The organism is Bradyrhizobium arachidis (assembly GCF_024758505.1).
Lineage (GTDB): Bacteria > Pseudomonadota > Alphaproteobacteria > Rhizobiales > Xanthobacteraceae > Bradyrhizobium > Bradyrhizobium manausense_C.
In genome coordinates this window covers 472,681-489,784 of the sequence record NZ_CP077970.1, presented here as the reverse complement: position 1 = coordinate 489,784, position 17,104 = coordinate 472,681, and the positions used below count along the sequence as shown (strand labels likewise).

General features: G+C 64.1%; 13 protein-coding genes. 4 read left to right on the top strand and 9 right to left on the bottom strand.

What is annotated here, in order from left to right; all coding sequences use genetic code 11:
* Positions 1–55: 55 nt before the first annotated feature.
* Positions 56–904, bottom strand: a complete 849-nt coding sequence (locus KUF59_RS02355; RefSeq protein ID WP_212456101.1) for a caspase family protein — start codon at positions 902–904, stop codon at positions 56–58.
* Positions 905–1,319: 415 nt separating this feature from the next.
* On the opposite strand from KUF59_RS02355, the gene KUF59_RS02350 reads away from it, so the two are divergent.
* From KUF59_RS02350 to KUF59_RS02340, 3 genes are all read left to right on the top strand, one after another.
* Positions 1,320–3,050 carry a hypothetical protein gene (locus KUF59_RS02350; protein ID WP_212456103.1) on the top strand — a complete coding sequence of 577 codons (1,731 nt, stop codon included), beginning with the start codon at positions 1,320–1,322 and terminating at the stop codon, positions 3,048–3,050.
* 288 nt (positions 3,051–3,338) lie between these two features.
* Positions 3,339–4,064, top strand: a complete 726-nt coding sequence (locus KUF59_RS02345) for a thermonuclease family protein (protein WP_212456105.1) — start codon at positions 3,339–3,341, stop codon at positions 4,062–4,064.
* 114 nt (positions 4,065–4,178) lie between these two features.
* On the top strand, positions 4,179–5,366 hold the full coding sequence (locus KUF59_RS02340; RefSeq protein WP_212456106.1) for a pyridoxal-phosphate-dependent aminotransferase family protein: 1,188 nt from the start codon (positions 4,179–4,181) through the stop codon (positions 5,364–5,366).
* Positions 5,367–5,532: 166 nt separating this feature from the next.
* Here the strand turns inward: KUF59_RS02340 and KUF59_RS02335 are convergent, their stop codons facing one another.
* A complete protein-coding gene (locus KUF59_RS02335) occupies positions 5,533–6,639 on the bottom strand; it encodes a hypothetical protein (RefSeq protein ID WP_212456108.1) in 1,107 nt (368 codons plus the stop codon).
* Positions 6,639–8,072, bottom strand: a complete 1,434-nt coding sequence (locus tag KUF59_RS02330) for an MBOAT family O-acyltransferase (protein WP_212456109.1) — start codon at positions 8,070–8,072, stop codon at positions 6,639–6,641. The genes KUF59_RS02335 and KUF59_RS02330 overlap by 1 nt, the downstream gene beginning before the upstream one ends.
* A 250-nt stretch (positions 8,073–8,322) precedes the next feature.
* On the opposite strand from KUF59_RS02330, the gene KUF59_RS02325 reads away from it, so the two are divergent.
* Positions 8,323–10,428 (top strand): S9 family peptidase, encoded by a 2,106-nt coding sequence (locus tag KUF59_RS02325; RefSeq protein ID WP_258768120.1) that lies wholly within the window; start codon positions 8,323–8,325, stop codon positions 10,426–10,428.
* A gap of 212 nt (positions 10,429–10,640) precedes the next feature.
* Here KUF59_RS02325 and KUF59_RS02320 read toward each other — a convergent pair whose 3' ends face one another.
* The 6 genes from KUF59_RS02320 to KUF59_RS02295 form a co-directional block, all read right to left on the bottom strand.
* A complete protein-coding gene (locus KUF59_RS02320) occupies positions 10,641–11,732 on the bottom strand; it encodes an SMP-30/gluconolactonase/LRE family protein (RefSeq protein ID WP_212456111.1) in 1,092 nt (363 codons plus the stop codon).
* A 79-nt stretch (positions 11,733–11,811) separates the two neighbouring features.
* On the bottom strand, positions 11,812–12,531 hold the full coding sequence (locus KUF59_RS02315; protein ID WP_212456112.1) for a ribonuclease activity regulator RraA: 720 nt from the start codon (positions 12,529–12,531) through the stop codon (positions 11,812–11,814).
* Positions 12,532–12,654: 123 nt separating this feature from the next.
* On the bottom strand, positions 12,655–14,391 hold the full coding sequence (araD, locus tag KUF59_RS02310) for an L-arabinonate dehydratase (RefSeq protein WP_258768119.1): 1,737 nt from the start codon (positions 14,389–14,391) through the stop codon (positions 12,655–12,657).
* Complete coding sequence (locus KUF59_RS02305; RefSeq protein ID WP_258768118.1) at positions 14,388–15,251, bottom strand: ABC transporter permease; 864 nt, start codon at positions 15,249–15,251, stop codon at positions 14,388–14,390. The genes araD and KUF59_RS02305 overlap by 4 nt, the downstream gene beginning before the upstream one ends.
* Before the next feature lie 11 nt (positions 15,252–15,262).
* On the bottom strand, positions 15,263–16,024 hold the full coding sequence (locus tag KUF59_RS02300; RefSeq protein WP_258768117.1) for an ABC transporter ATP-binding protein: 762 nt from the start codon (positions 16,022–16,024) through the stop codon (positions 15,263–15,265).
* Positions 16,024–17,040, bottom strand: a complete 1,017-nt coding sequence (locus KUF59_RS02295) for an ABC transporter substrate-binding protein (RefSeq protein WP_258768116.1) — start codon at positions 17,038–17,040, stop codon at positions 16,024–16,026. The genes KUF59_RS02300 and KUF59_RS02295 overlap by 1 nt, the downstream gene beginning before the upstream one ends.
* Positions 17,041–17,104: the final 64 nt, after the last annotated feature.

Sequence of the window (17,104 nt, the reverse complement as noted above, 5' to 3'; positions counted from 1 at the left end):
CCAGCGAATTGCGCTTCGCGCAATCGCAAGGCTAACCCACCCTACAAGATCCGAACTAACCGCCGGCCTCGTTGAAGCGGACGTCTTCGAGCAGCGACGACGAGACGCTCGGGACCTGGTCGCCTTCGGAGGCGCGCGAGATCGCGACGCGGGTCTTGTTGAAGACGCCTTCGGCGGTGCCCTTGGTCTTGAGATTGTTGAGGAGCTCGCTGACCAGCACGCTGTGCTCGCCCCTGACGTCGTCGGCGACCTTGCCCGGCGTGTTGGACGACAGGATCAGTGCGTTGTCGGGTGCAGCGATCGGCGCGAGGCCGTGGCTGTAGGAGCGGAAGCGGCGCTCATAGGGGTTACGGCGGGACGCGTCGACGACGACGAGCTTGGCCTTCGCGCCCTGCTCCTTCATCATCTCGAGCACGCTCTCGATCGAGACGCCGTTGCGGCGGACGTCGCTTTCCTTCCAGATCACGGCATCGACGGGCAACATGTAGCTCTGGCGGCCGGCCTGCACGCCGTAGCCGCCGAAGAACAGCATGACGACGCTGTCGGCCTTGATCCTCGACTTCAGGCGGTTGACGGCACGGACCATGTCGTCCTTGGTCGCGTCCTCGACCATGTCGACGTCAAAACCGTTCTTGCGAAGTGATGCCGACAGCGCGCGGGCGTCGTTGATTGACTGCGTCAGTGGCGCGGATGCGTCGGGATAATGACCATTGCCGATGACCAGCGCGAGGCGCGAGGCATGGCCGATGGAACCGGTGATCTGCTCGGTCGAGACGGCCTTGGCGGCATCGAGCGCACGCATGTTGAGGGCAGCATGGGCGCCGATCGCGAGCGAGACCGTGCCGATGAGGGCCGCGGCTACCGCGATCGTGCGTCGGGAAATATCGAGCTGCCTTACATTCATCTCGGTTCATTCCTGTCAGTGCCAAAGGCGCGCACACATGGTGAGTAGCGCGATAGCGTCTTTAGGTTTGAGGGATTGGCCGGGGATGTCTCCCCGAATTGCGCGCAATTTGCGGCGCCGCACCAAAGAAACCTTTAACCCGAACCCACCTCCCCGGCAATAGATTGCCCAGAATTTCAGCTAAACCGTTGAAGATGTTAGTTAATCTGATGCGTCGGAACGGGGCATTTTTTCACCTCTCCGGCCCCCTTGCAGCTCTCATCATGCAGGCGGCGTGCCGGATTTCGCTGTGACGTTAATCACATTTGTAATCCCTACGATTCCGTGTATGTTTTCAAACACTTGCAGGGGCGTTGGCGCGTTGCTGGGAACGGGCCGGAGAACCTGGGCAAGGCCCCGCGCGACCAGGTATTTTATGAGCTTTCATTACTTTGCAGGTCACGCCTACCGCGCGCTGACGGCGCGGAAGGACGGCCCCTCCCTTTATGATGTCTGCGATCCCGTGCTGGCGGGACCGGTGACCGGCGACCCGCATCTCGCAAAATTCTACAAGACGGCACTCGGCAATCCCGCGCTGCGGATGCTGCTCAACCGGGCCGGCCTGCCCGAACTGCGCGACGAGGCCCGGCTCGGCCGGTTGCGCGAGGCGCTGCGGCGGGCTCGCGAGGACCAGGAGCCGGACTGGGCAGCGGTCGGAGCACCCGTCGCCGACCTCGTCGACAGCATCGACCTCGACCATCCGCGCCCGCCGAAGATCGCCTTCAACCGTGACGCCCCCGCGCTGTCAGTCATCGACAGCGTGATCCGCGACTGCGCACATCATCTGCTCCGGTCCTACCGCGAGAGCGGCTTCCTGCCGACCTATGCCGCCTTCAACCTGATCGGCGATCCCGACTTCCGCGGGCGCGAGCTGATCATGGCGCTGACCGGACTGAACGCGCGCGGCTACAAGAACTCCTCGCTGCTGTTCAACCTCGCCCGCGTCTTCATCGCGCGCTCGAGCGCGCGCGGCATCATCCACCCGCCCTGGAAGGGCATCGCCGAGCCGATGTGGGAGCCGGTGCAGATCCGCCACCGCTCGGCCTATTACGACGCGTTCTTCATCGAGGCGCTGCTCTCCTATGTCGAGACCGGCCTTGCCTCGCCCGCCGATGCCGCCGCCGCCAAAGGCGCGATCGACGACATGGTCGACTTCTGCATCAACATCAGCCGCGAAGAGGTGAAGGCGCAGGACGGACGGCGCTTCGACGTGATTACGGCGCTGGCGCCCGCGCCGCATCCGCGCTTCTCGCGCTTCTTCGCGCAGATCAAGCAGGATCTCGGCTTCGGCGTCTACGTGCCCGACTGCGACACCACCGCTTGCTCTTTCTCCGCGGCCACGCAGGCGGGCTCGCGCGATCCGATCCTCGACCAGCCGCTGCTGGACTTCTACGAAGGCTACCAGGTGCGCGCCGGCACCAACGAGCCGCGCGTCACCGTGCCGCTCAACGACAACATCGACTATGAGGGCGGTGTTGCCACCTGGATCGACAACGTCAAAGGCGAACGTCCTTACGGCAACGATCTCGATCCGACGCTCAACCTCGACATCCTCGAAGTCTCCTTCCGCAATCTCGCGCGCTGGAAGGTGCTGGAGACGCCGGCGCGGCTTGCGACCGTGCATCGCATCATCGCCTTCCAGAAGCGGCTTGCGGAGAGCGGCGCCTTCGCCAATCCGCGCTCGCACATCTACTATCTGCCCGAGCTCTACAGCGCCTATTTCGGCCGCTGCTATGCCGCCTATCTCGCGCTGCCCCTTGCGGCGCAGCAGGCGATCGATCCCAACGGCGCCTTCGACCTGATCCGCACCCGTGTGCTGTCCTACGTCCAGGGCGAGATGCTGGCGGGCGAGATCAACGTGTTCGACGCCGCTCTCGCCCTGATCGCGCTCGGCCATCTCGGCGCCGACGTCAGGACGTTTGCGCCGGCGCTCAACTGCATCGTCACAGAGCTCGGCGAGGGCGGGCGCCGCGGCCCGTTCCGCGCCTATGAGTGGAATAAGATGAAGACGCCGACGCGGATCCTGGTCGGCGGCCCCGAGGTGACCTCGGCCTTCGTGCTGATGGGCCTCGCACTGGCGCGCAAGGCGATGACGGGGCGTATGTAGAAAAGGGATCACCAGCGTCCTTACCCTCCCCTGGAGGGGGAGGGTCGATCGCGCGGAGCGCGAGCGGGGTGGGGTGATCTCTCCACTCGGGCAGTGCTCGACGCGGAAAGACTGTCACCTCACCTCGGTTCGCATTCCATGCGAACCGATCCTCCCCCCCTCCAGGGGAGGATGGGGACTTCATCGCGGGAAGTTGAAAGCCCAAAGGTTAGGCAGCGGCTGGACCTTCGCCGAATCCCGACCACAATTGCGCGGTCAATCGGCGCTGATTTCACCTGACGGGACCGCATGCTTCGACGCCTCCTGCTCGCGATCTTTCTTTTGCTGCTGCCATCCTTTGCCGATGCCGCCGACATCACCGGCGTGGCCAAGGTCCGCGACGGCGATTCCGTCGTGATCGGCAACACCCGCATCCGGCTCGGCGGCATCGACGCGCCATCAGCCGACCAGCTCTGCCTCAATACCAAGGGCGAGCGATGGACCTGCGGCGTCGCCGCCCGCGAGGCGCTGATCAAGCAGACCGAGGGCAAGACCTGGCTCTGCCACACCAGGTCGATCGACCGGCGCGGCCGTACCGTGGCGCGCTGCGAGGTCGGCGGCGAGGACATCCAGAAGTGGCTGGTGCAGAATGGCTGGGCTCTCGCCTTTGTCCGCATCTCCAAGGATTACGAAGCCGACGAAGCCGCCGCGCGCGAAGCAAAAGCCGGCATGTGGCAGGGCGCCTTCATCGCGCCCTGGGACTGGCGCGTGCGCAACAAGAAGACGACGATCCTCGGCGCGACCAAGCCACCGGATGGCGCCCACGCGGTGTTGCTCGCCTCGGCCTCCGGCGACGTCGCGCCCTCGCCCGACTGCACCATCAAGGGCAACGTCAACAGCGCCGGCGAGTGCATCTACCACACCCCGACCAGCCGCTGGTACACGCAGATCAAGATGCGCATCAGCAAGGGCACCCGCTGGTTCTGCTCGGTCGAGGATGCGGAAGCCGCCGGCTGCCGCGAGACCCGGCGATAGCGCATGGTCCGACCGAATGCCCTGCTTTTCCGTGCTTTTCTTGAGCGTTCCCCGCGCGTAAAAGCGTAATCCAGCGACCCACCAGATCGTCTTCATGACCAAGGAAGAACAACAATGACCGTTCGCGCGGGCCGGGAATTTCTGGCCATCCCCGGGCCCACCACGATGCCCGACGAGGTGCTGCGGGCGATGCACCGTCCGGCGATCGACATCTACTCCGAAGAGATGCTCGACCTGACCGAGAGCCTGCTCAGCGACATCTCGAAACTGTTCGCGACCAAGGGCAAGTCCTACATCTACATCGCCAACGGCCACGGCGCCTGGGAAGCCGCCTTGAGCAACGTTTTGTCGCGCGGCGACAAGGTGCTGGTGCTGGAGAGCGGCCGCTTCGCGATCGGCTGGGGCAATGCGGCGGCCCTGATGGGCGCCGACGTCGAGGTGCTGAAGGGCGACTGGCGCCGCGCGGTGCGGCCGAGCGAGGTCGAGGAGCGCCTGCGCCGCGACAAGGAGCACAAGATCAAAGCCGTCGTCGTCGTCCAGGTCGATACGGCTTCGGGCGTGCAGAACGACATCGAGGCGATCGGCAAGGCGATCAAGGCGAGCGGTCATCCCGCGCTGTACATGGTCGACACCGTCGCTTCGCTCGGCTGCATGCCGTTCGAGATGGACAAATGGGGCATCGACGTCGCGATGTCCGGCTCGCAGAAGGGCCTGATGACGCCGCCGGGCCTCGGCTTCGTCGCCGCCAACGACCGCGCGCTCGACGTGCACAAGACGGCAAACATGTCGACGCCCTATTGGAGCTGGAGCGAGCGCGAGGGCACCGAGAATTATCGCAAATATGCCGGCACTGCACCGGTGCATCTGCTGTTCGCGTTGCGCAAGGCGATCGATCTCTTGCACGAGGAAGGGCTTGAAAACGCTTTCCGGCGCCACAGCCTGCTCGGAGAGGCCGCGCGCCGCGCGGTCGGTGCATGGTCGGAGGGCCAGGTGCTCGGCTTCAACATCGCGGAGGCCAGCGAGCGCTCGAACACCGTGACCACGGTGACCATGGGCAATGGCCATGATCCTGCGGTGCTGCAACGCTACTGCAAGGACAAATGCGGCGTCGTGCTCGGCACCGGCATCGGCGATCTCTCCGGCCAGGCCTTCCGCATCGCGCACATGGGCCACGTCAACGCGCCGATGCTGCTCGGCACGCTGGGGGTCATCGAGGTCGCGCTGAACGCGCTGAAGATTCCGCACGGCAAGGGCGGGCTCGAGGCGGCGGCGACGTATCTCGGCGAGACGGTCGAGGCGTAAGATCTTCTTCCTTCTCCCCTTGTGGGAGAAGGTGGCGCGAAGCGCCGGATGAGGGGTTCGCTCCGCAAGTTAAACTGCGAGAGATTGGCATGCGGAGAGAGACCCCTCACCCGTCTCGCCGCTACGCGGCGATCCACAATCTCCCACAAGGGGAGAGGGGAAAGCATCACCGCGGCACGCGATACGCCTCAACCTGCGCCTTCAGCGCGTCGAGTGATGCGAGCGGCGCCCTCGGATCGACGCGATACTTCCCCTCCGCCAGCCATGTCAGCACCTTCGCATCCACCACCGGCGAATGGTGGATCACGTCGCCATAATTATCGAGGTCGTGCGTGACCTCTTTGATCGCGCGGAAGTCGTAGAGGCGGACGTTGGGGAGCTGCGACAGGCGGGTCGCAACGAGCGCGGTGATCTCGTAGACGGTCTTCAACGCCGCCGGCGAAGCGTCGCGCATCGCGACATATTGCAGGATCGAATAGGGCGGGAAGTAGATATCGAACGTCACGTCGGGATGGCGCGCGATCAGGCCTACGGCGTCGCGCTGGAAATGGCCGACCATCGCATCATAATCATAGCCGATGCCGAGGAAGTGGCTGCGCACGGGATCGGTGATGTAGGCGAAGGCGGCGAGCGTTCGCTTGGCGTTGTAGCCGGCGCTGACGTCGAAATTCCGCGGCAGCGCGTAGATGTCGTCGACATCTGACAGCGCGAATTTGACGGGAAGATAGGGCGCGACGCTGGCGAGCGGCGCATGCAGCGGCGGGATCGCGCGCAGCAGCGAAACCAGCGATTCCTTGGTCGTCGCCGTGCTGAGGAGATACGACGCGAGCCCCTTGGCAGTCCTGCGATAGAGATCGGCGGAGAAATAGGGGTCATCGTCGATGGCGGGCGCATCGACATAGATCCAGTCGTCCATTTCCCACACCACGCGCTTTGCGCCGCGCGCGATCGCGTCTTCCAGCACAAAACCCTGCTGGCGCGAATTGGAGCCGGTCATCGCGAGCTTGAGCGAGCGGACGCCGAGCGCGCGATCGATGTCGCTCTGGCGAAAATGGATCGCGAGCGAGGAGCCGATGAAGGCGGTGTCGAACGACTGGCTCGCGAGCAGCCCGGCGTTCTGCATGCGCGTATCGACGGAATAGGCCGCCGGCACGAGACGTGAGGGACGGAAGAGCTGGAGCGGATCGACGACGTAGTTGAGCGCGCTAGCTGCGAGCACAAAGGCGACGCTCGCCAGCAGCAGCCGTTTGACCTGTGTGAACGGCTTGCGCATCAGAACCTGAAATAGATGAATTCGCTGTGGCTCTGGATACCGAGGATGCCGAACGCCAGGGCGGCGGCTGCGCCATAGATCAACAGCGGGCTGGTCTCGACGGCGATGTCGACACCGACCGCGCGCTTGCGATGATCGTAGCCCATGATCTCTTGCGTATTCGGCGCAAACCAGACCAGCACGGCGTAGATTGACACCAGCACCAATGCCGCAATCTCCTCGCGCCCGAAGGCGATCTGCGTGGGATCGGTCATGGCGAGAAGAATCCGCCAGGCCCATTCGATCCGCTCGGCGCGGAAGAATATCCAGGCCACCACGACGGCGAGGAATGTCAGGGCAAATCCTGCCACACGCGCGGGCCGCGTGAGAGCGGACGGCATTTTCGGCACCAATGCGTTGAAGGCGTGATTGACGCAGAGATAGGCGCCGTGCAGCGCGCCCCAGACGACAAACGTCCAGGCCGCGCCGTGCCAGAGCCCGCCGAGCAGCATCGTGATGACAAGATTGACGTAGCGCAGCACGCGCCCCCGGCGATTGCCGCCGAGCGGGATATAGAGATAGTCGCGCAAAAACTGCGACAACGTCATGTGCCAGCGCCGCCAGAACTCGACGATGCTGGTGGCCTTGTAAGGCGAGTTGAAATTGACGGGCAGGAAGATGCCGAACATCAAGGATATGCCGATCGCCATGTCGGAATAGCCGGAGAAGTCGAAATAGAGCTGGAAGGTGTAGGCGAGCGCGCCGAGCCAGGCCTGGTCGAAGGTCGGCGAGCGCGCATCGAAGGCGAGCGCGACCAAAGGCTGGATGCCATCGGCAAGGCAGGTTTTCTTGAACAGGCCGATCGCAAAGATGATGAGGCCGCACAGAATCAGATGCGCCTGCGGGTGCTTTGTCTCCTCCCGCTCGAATTGCGGGATCATGTCCTTGTGGTGGAGGATGGGCCCTGCGATCAGATGCGGAAAATACGTCACGAACAGCGCGTAATGCGGCAAGACATAAGTTGCCACCTGGCCGCGCCAGGCATCGACCAGGAAGGCGATCTGCGTGAAGGTGTAGAAGGAGATGCCGACCGGCAGCAGGATGTGAAGCGTGAGGCCCGTGCCGAACAACGCGTTGAGGTTCTCCGCGACGAAGCCGGCATATTTGAAGACGCCGAGCACGAGGAGATCACCGGCGACGCCGACGATGAGCGCGGCGCGACGCTGCGCGGGGTTGAGCTTGGCCGCAATCAAGAGCCAGCCCACGCCATAGTTGAAGGCGATCGACGCCAGCAGCAAGCCCACGAACTGCCAGCTGCCGATGGCGTAGAAGGCGAGCGAGGCCAGCGCCAGCCAGACCACCGGCGTCAGATTGCTGCGCCGCCCAAGCCAGAAATAGCCGACGAGCACGGCCGGCAAGAACAGGAGGATGAAGGGATAGGAATTGAACAGCATCAGGCTGGACCGGCGGCGGGACAGGCCCCTTAAGCACACAAGCCGCCCCTCAACAACCCGGCGAGTTGGCGCAAGCCGCGCTGGCAATTCGTGCGCACGTCGCCATATTATCCGCGATCGACCGCCTTCTACGGCCGTCATTGCCGGGCTTGACCTGGCAATCCATCGACTCAAGACACGTCTTTGATGGATGCGCGGAGCAAACCCGCGCATGACGAGCTGAGTTCCGGCGAGAAGCAACGAGGACCGAGTGACACAAGCGACCAAGAGCCAGCCTTCCCAGCCCCCCGTCGCGCCGCGGCGGCCGCATTCGTTCAGCCGGCACGGCATCAGCGTCACTGACGACTATGCCTGGCTGAAGGACGAGAAGTGGCAGGAGGTGCTGCGCGATCCCGCGGTGCTCGATCCCGATATCCGCAAATATCTCGAGGATGAGAACGTCTACACCGAGAGCCTGCTCGGCCACACCGCACCGCTCCAGAAGACGCTGGTGCGGGAGATGCGCGGACGGATCAAGGAGGACGATTCCAGTGTTCCTTCGCCGGATGGCGCCTTCGCCTATTTCCGAAAGTTCCGCGAAGGCGGCCAGCACGAGCTGTTCGGCCGCATGCCGCGCGACGGCGGCGACAGCCACATCGTTCTCGACGGCGACGCGCTCGCTAAGGACCATAAATATTTCAAGTTCGGCGGCAGTCGGCATTCGCCCGACCACAAGCTCCAGGCCTGGAGCGCGGATACCAAGGGCTCGGAATATTTCTCCATCCGCGTGCGCGACTGGGCGACGGGCACGGACTTTGACGACGTCGTCGAGGAGACCGATGGCGGCGTGGTCTGGAGCAAGGACGCAAAAAGCTTCTTCTACGTCAAGCTCGACGACAACCACCGCCCGATGCAGGTGTGGCGGCACCGGCTTGGCACCAAACAGGCCGAGGACAGCCTCGTCTATGAGGAACAGGATGCCGGCTGGTTCACCCATCTGCACGAGAGCACCAGCGGCCGCTTTTGCGTGATCGCGGGCGGCGACCACGAGACATCTGAGCAGCGGCTGATCGATCTCGCCAATCCCGACGCTCCGCCGCGGCTGGTCGCTGCGCGCGAGGAGGGCGTGCAATATTCGCTTGCCGACCGTGGCGACGAGTTGTTCATCCTCACCAATGCCGATGACGCCATCGACTTCAAGATCGTCACCGCGCCGCTGGCCGCATCCGAGCGCACCAACTGGCGCGACCTGATCCCGCACCGCGCCGGTATCTACATCATCGACCTCGATCTTTATGCCGGCCATCTGGTGCGGCTGGAGCGTGCGAACGCGCTGCCGGCGATCGTGATCCGCGACCTCACGACGAAGGAAGAGCACGCCATCGCGTTCGATGAAGCCGCCTATTCGCTCGACACGATGGGCTCCTACGAATTCGAGACGACGAATCTGCGCTTCTCCTATTCGTCGATGACGACACCGTCGGAGGTCTACGACTACGACATGGCGAAGCGGACGCGCACCTTGCGCAAGCGGCAGGAGATTCCCTCCGGCCACGATGCCGCCGACTACGTCACTACCCGCATCATGGCGACGTCGCATGACGGCGCGCTGGTGCCGGTCTCGATTCTCTATCGCCGCGGGTTGAAGCTCGACGGCACCGCGCCGCTGCTGCTCTACGGCTACGGCTCCTACGGCATGGCGATGCCGGCGTCCTTCAACGCCAATCGCCTGTCGCTGGTCGATCGCGGCTTCGTTTACGCGATCGCCCATATCCGCGGCGGCGCCGACAAGGGCTGGGGCTGGTATCTCGACGGCAAGCGCGAGAAGAAGACGAATTCGTTCGACGACTTTGCCGCCAGCGCCGGCGCACTGATCGCGGCGAAGTACACCAGTGCACAACGCATCGTCGGCCATGGCGGCTCGGCCGGCGGCATGCTGATGGGCGCGGTCGCGAACCGTGCCGGCGAATTGTTCGCCGGCATCGTGGCCGAGGTGCCGTTCGTCGACGTGCTCAACACCATGCTCGACGACAGTTTGCCGCTGACGCCGCCGGAATGGCCGGAATGGGGCAACCCGATCGAGAGCGAGAAGGACTTTCGCACCATTCTGTCCTATTCGCCCTACGACAATGTCGCAGCGAAGGACTATCCGGCGATCCTCGCGATGGGCGGCTTGACCGATCCGCGCGTCACCTATTGGGAGCCGGCGAAATGGATCGCGCGCCTGCGTGCCACCATGACCGGCGGCGGTCCCGTCCTGCTCCGCACCAACATGGGCGCCGGCCACGGCGGCGCCTCCGGCCGCTTCGACCGACTCGACGAGGTCGCGATCGTCTACGCGTTCGCGCTGTGGGCGGTCGGGATGGCGGAGGCGTGAGCGCAGGGCGCCTCCTCCATCGTCGTCCTGGCGAAAGCCAGGACCCATACCGCGTGATCTATCGATCGGGCGCAGTGCTAGTACCGCGCTACAGCGAAAAACTAACAGTCTTCGTCAAACTACTCCCTGGGGTAATGGGTCCTGGCTTTCGCCAGGACGACAATGGAGCGTTTGGTGAGAGCTAACCAAACGGCTGCCAGCGCTACCCAAACTCACACCGCCCCGTGGGCCTCGACGTACAGCGCGTAGATCGAGTGGCAGCTTGCCATGTAGAGGCGGTTGTTCTTGGGGCCGCCGAAGCATAGGTTGGCGCAGCGCTCGGGCAGGCGGATGAAGGCGAGCGGCTTGCCTTCGGGGTTGAACACCATGACGCCGTCGAGATCCTCCGACTTGCCCTTGAGCTGGAAGACCTTGCGGCCGCCAATGTCCGTCGGCTCGCTCTGCAGCGCGCCGTTGCTGCCCCAACCGCACCAGAGATTGCCGTCGCGGTCGACGCGAAAGCCGTCGAGCGAGCCCTGGTCGGCGGCGTCGATCAGTTTTGTCTTGCCGCTCAACGTACCATCGTCGCTGACGTTGTAGCTCCAGATGCTGCGGTTGGGCGTGCCCTTCCACTCGACGATGTAGAGCTTTTTCTCGTCAGGCGAGAAGGCCAGACCGTTCGGATTGATGAGGTCGGTGAGGACGGCGCTGAGCTTGCCGTCCTTGGCGATCCGGTAGACGTTGGTGGTGACCTGCTCGGCCTTTTCCTTCTTGCCTTCCCACTCGCCGTTGATGCCGAACAAGGGATCGGTGAACCAGATGCTGTCGTCGGACTTCACCACGATGTCGTTCGGTGCGTTCAGCCGCTTGCCCTCGAACTTGTCGGCCAGCACGGTGATCTTGCCGTCCTTCTCGGTGCGGGTGATGCGGCGGGTGACCGAGTGCTCGCAGGTGACGAGGCGGCCCTGGCGGTCGCGCGTATTACCGTTGGCGTAGTTGGCGTTGGCGCGGAACACGCTGGTCTGGCCGGTCTTCTCGTCGAACTTCATGATCCGGTTGTTGGGAATGTCGGAGAACAGGAGATAGCCACCCTCCGGGAAATAGGCCGGGCCTTCGGCCCAGCGCATGCCGGTCGCGACCTGCTCGACCGTCGAGGAATAGAGCCGGTATTTTGCGAAGGCGGGATCCAGGATCTGGACAGCGGGATCGGGATAGCGCTGATTGGGCGTGAATGGGAAAGACTGCGCGCCGGCGGTGCGGGCGAGCAGCGTGGAAGCCGCGGCTGCCCCAGCACCGGCCAACAGATTGCGTCGTGTCAGATTCATTGGAGTTCCCCCTGGTTGGCTTGGAGCCGGCAGTGCCGGCCCTGTTTCTCGACGTAGAATGATTTGAGCGCGGCCTGTTCTAGCGGCCGTTCTTCTTGCGCCAGGCAGCGAAGTCGGTGAGCGTCTGCGGATCGGTCGGCGGGTAGAGACCGAAAATGCCGCGGCCCTTGCCGACCTCCTCGGTGACGAAGTCCTCGAACGCGGTCATCTCAAACGTCTCGTTGGCGATCTCGTCGGCGAGATGCGCGGGGATCACGATCACGCCGTCGGCATCGCCCAGAATGACGTCGCCGGGAAACACCGGCGCGTCGCCGCAGCCGATCGGGACGTTGATCTCGATTGCCTGGTGCAGCGTCAGATTGGTCGGCGCCGAGGGACGGTGGTGATAGGCGGGGATGCCGAGCTTTGCGATCTCGGCGGAATCGCGAAAGCCGCCATCGGTGACGACGCCGGCGACGCCGCGCTTCATCAGCCGCGTCACCAGGATCGCGCCGGCGGAAGCCGCACGCGCGTCCTTGCGGCTGTCCATGACAAGCACGCTGCCTGCCGGACAATCCTCAACCGCCTTGCGCTGCGGATGGGAGCGGTCCTTGAAGACGTCGATGGTGTTGAGATCCTCGCGCGCCGGCATGTAGCGCAGCGTGAAGGCTTCGCCGACCATGGTCGGCTGGTCCGGACCGACGGGGTGCACATCCTGGATCATCTGGATGCGCAGGCCGCGCTTGAACAGCGCGGTGGCGACAGTGGCGGTGGAGACGGATTTGAGCTTGTTTCGGGTGGCGTCGCTGAGTTTTGTCATTTCGTTCAACTCTCTTGTCATTCCGGGGCGCGCGTAGCGCGAACCCGGAATCCATCGGGCCGCACACGCTGTGGTGAAATAGGTTCCGGGTTCGATGCTACGCATCGCCCCGGAACGACAGCGTCAATAAATCGACGGCTCGCCGATGGGCGCGCCAAAACCGGTCTCCAGGAAGTCGAAGTCACAGCCGTCATTGGCCTGCTTGATATGCTTTGAGAACATCCAGCCATAGCCGCGCTCGAAGCGGCGCTCGGGCTGCTTCCAGGCGGCGCGGCGCTTTGCGAGCTCGGCTTCGCTGACATCGAGGTTGATGGTGCGGGCGGCGACGTCGAGCGTGATGCGGTCACCGTTCTGCACCAGGGCCAGCGGCCCGCCGACATAGGATTCGGGGGCGACGTGCAAGATGCAGGCGCCGTAGCTGGTGCCGCTCATGCGCGCATCTGAGATGCGCACCATGTCGCGCACGCCCTGCTTCACGAGTTTTGTCGGGATCGGCAGCATGCCCCATTCCGGCATGCCCGGACCGCCCTGCGGGCCCGCATTGCGCAGGATGAGAATGTGGTCCGCGGTGACGTCGAGGTTGGGATCGTCGACCGCCTTCTTCATCGACGGATAATCGTCGAACACCAGCGCGGGACCGGTGTGCTTGAGGAAGCGCGTTTCGCACGCACTCGGCTTGATCACGCAGCCATCGGGCGCGAGGTTGCCCTTGAGGACGGCAAGCGCGCCCTCCCTGTAGATGGGATTGTCGACGCTACGGATCACGTCGTCGTTGTGGACCTCGGCGCCATCGATGTTCTCGCCCAGCGTCTTGCCGGTCACCGTGATGCAATCGAGGTGCAGATGCTGCTTGATCTCACCCATCAACGCCGGCAGGCCGCCGGCATAGAAGAAGTCTTCCATGAGATAGGCATCGCCGCTCGGACGCACGTTTGCGATCACCGGCACCTTGCGGCTCGCGGTCTCGAAATCGTCGAGCCCGATGTCCTGCCCGGCGCGGCGGGCCTGCGCGATCAGATGGATGATGGCATTGGTCGAGCAGCCCATGGCCATCGCCACTGCGATGGCGTTTTCAAAGGCCTTTCGGGTCTGGATCGTCTTCGGCGTCAGGTCCTCCCAGACCATCTCGACGATGCGGCGGCCGCATTCGGAGGCCATGCGGATATGGTTGGCGTCCGCCGCGGGAATCGATGAGGCGCCCGGCAACGTCATGCCGATGGCTTCGGCGATCGCCGTCATCGTCGACGCCGTGCCCATGGTCATGCAGGTGCCGTAGCTGCGGGCGATGCCGGCCTCGATATCGACCCAGTCCTTGTCGGAGATCTTTCCGGCACGCCGCTCGTCCCAGTATTTCCAACCGTCGGAGCCCGAGCCCAGCGTCTTGCCCTTCCAATTGCCGCGCAGCATCGGGCCTGCGGGCAGATAGATCGCCGGGATGTTCATGGAGGTAGCGCCGAGCAAAAGCGCAGGCGTGGTCTTGTCGCAACCGCCCATCAGCACCACGCCGTCGACGGGATGGCTGCGCAAAAGCTCCTCCGCGTCCATCGCCAAGAGATTGCGGTAAAGCATGGTGGTCGGCTTCAGCAGCGATTCCGACAGCGACAACGCCGGCAGCTCGATCGGCAGGCCGCCGGCCATCAGGATGCCGCGCTTGACGTCGTCGACCCGCGATTTGAAATGCATGTGGCAGGGCTGCGCATCCGACCAGGTGTTGAGGATCGCGATGCACGGGCGATCCTTCCACTCCTCCGGCGCGTAACCCATCTGCATGGTGCGGGAGCGGTGGCCGAACGAGCGGAGATCGTCGGGCGCGAACCAGCGCGCGCTGCGGAGCTGGTCGGGCGTCTTCTTCTTGGTCATGATTGGGTGCCCCATTTCTGGACGGTGTTCCGCTCGATGGCGCGGAAAATCAGGTTCTCGACAAAGAGCCCGATGATGATCACCGTCAAGAGGCCTGCAAAGACCGCAGGAATATCGAGGAGGTTGCGGTTCTCGAAGATGAACCAGCCGAGGCCGCCCTGCCCTGAGGACACGCCAAACACCAGCTCGGCCGCGATCAGGGTGCGCCAGGCAAAGGCCCAGCCGATCTTGAGGCCGGTGAGGATCGAGCCGAACGCCGCCGGGATCAGGATCTTTGCGACATAGGGAAGCCCGCGCAGGCCGTAATTGCGGCCGACCATGCGCAGCGTGTTCGACACGCTCTTGAAGCCGGAATGGGTGTTGAGCGCGACCGGCCACAGCACCGAATGGATCAGCACGAACACGAGGCTGCCATTGCCGAGTCCGAACCAGATCAGGGCCAGCGGCAATAGCGCAATCGCCGGCAATGGGTTGAACATCGCCGTGACGGTCTCGAGGAAGTCGGTGCCGATCCGCGTCGAGATCGCGAGCACGGTGAAGATGGCGGCGAGCACGATGCCGGCCGAGTAGCCCATGAACAACACCTTGAGCGAAGTCCAGGCCCGCATCGGGATCGTGCCGTCCTTCACGCGGTCGAACAGCGTGACGAAGGTGTCGTGCAGCGTCGGGAACAGCAGCGGATTGTCGAGATAGACGCCATAGGCCTCCCAGACTGCCGCCAGAAACAGAATGATGACGGTCTTGCGGACAAAGCCGTCGTTCCACAACAATTCAGGCACGCTCAGCTTGCGCTCGACTTCGCCCGCGCCGCCGACGGCGGCGATCGGCGCATCACGCAGCAAGATTCTCGCTTCGCTCATGAGAGGCTCCCTCAATGCGCCGTCGCGTCAGTCGCGAACAGGAGATCGTGGATCTCCTTCTCCAGCCGCCCGGCGCCGCCGTCCTGGCTGGAGACCTTGTCGACGTCGACGACCTCGGCCTTGACGCGGCCCGGATGCGGCGACAGCAGCAGGATGCGGTTGCCGATGCGGATCGCCTCCGCGATCGAATGGGTCACGAACAGCACGGTGAACTTGGTTTCGCTCCAGAGCTGGAGCAGCTCGTCCTGGCAGGTTCTGCGCGTCAGCGCGTCGAGCGCTGCGAACGGCTCGTCCATCAGCAGGATGTCCGGCTCCATCGCCATGCCGCGCGCGATCGCGACGCGCTGCTTCATGCCGCCGGAGAGCGTGTGCGGATAGGCGTCGACCACACGGGTGAGCCCGACCTTCTCGATATAGGCCCGCGCCCGCGCTTCGGCCTCCTTGCGCGGCAACCGCCGCGCGGTCAGCAGCGGGAACATGACGTTGGCGAGCACGGTCTTCCAGGGCAGGAGCTGGTCGAACTCCTGAAAGATCATCATGCGGTCGGCACCGGGACCGTGGATCTCGCGATCGTTGATGCTCATGCGGCCTTCGCTCGGAATCATGTAGCCGCCGACGGCCTTGAGCAGGGTCGACTTGCCGCAGCCGGACGGCCCGAGCAGCACGAAGCGGTCGGACTTGTCGACGGTGAAGGAGACCTTTTCGGTCGCGGTGACGACGGCGCTTGATGTCTTGTAGCGCAGCGTCACCCCGCTGACGTCGAGCAGCGCCATCAGTTGCCCTTCAGGTCATGCGCGACGGGAAGGTAGTAGTCGGTCCAGGCCTTCGGCTGGGTCTTCAGCGTCCCCGTCTTGAACAGATGGGCGGCGAACTTCATCGTGCCCTGCGGCTCGAGATTCCACTCCATCATGCCGGGCTCCTTGAGGAGGTCGAGCAGCTCCTCGACCGAGGTCTTGTCGCCGGTGATCTCCTTGTAGATCTCGACCGCCTGCTTGGTGTCGCTGCGGATCAGGTCCTGCGCCTCCTTGGTCGCATCGCGCACGGCCTGGATGATTTTTGGATTCGCCTCGGCGAATTTGGTCGTGGTGAAGAACTGCGCCTGGCTCAGCGGCCCGCCCATCACGTCCGGCGAGGACAGCACGACATGCGCGCCCGGCACGTTCTTGAGCTCGAGGAACGTGAACGGCGGGATCGAAAAATGGTTGTGCACCTCGTGCTTGGGGTTTGCGAGCGCCGCGTAGGCGTCGGGATGGCCGAGCTGCACCGTGTTCGGATCGAGCTTCGACCATTGGTCGGCGCCGAACGCCTCGGCGGATGCGATCTGCAGCACGATCGCCTGGGTCGAGACCTTGACGGTCGGCACCGCGATCTTGTCGGTCGGGCCAAAGTCCTTGATCGACTTGATATTGGGGTCGCGGCTGATCAGCGTCATCGGCTGCGCCGAGGTCGCGACGATGCCCTTCACGCCGCCGCGGGTGCGATCCCACAGCAACAGCAGATTGCCGGTGCCGGTGTTGAGGATGTCGACGCCGCCCGCGAGCAGCGCATCGGTCTGTGCGCCGCCGCCGGAGAACGTGATCCACTTGGTGGTGACGCCCGTTACGCCGAGAGAAGCCGCGTGCTTCTCGATCAGCTTCTGCTTCTCCATGATGTGGCTCGGCATGTAGAAGATGCCGGGCTGGCGCGACAGCGCAATCTCGGATTTCTGTTGCGCGTGCGCCGCGGACGCCGCCAAGGCGGTTGCGACGATCAGGGTGACAGCAGCCAGGCTGCGAAGATGCATGATCATTGTTGTGTGTTTCCTCCGGTCCGTGTCGCGCCGCGTTGACCCTGCTGATGCACTAATATATTAG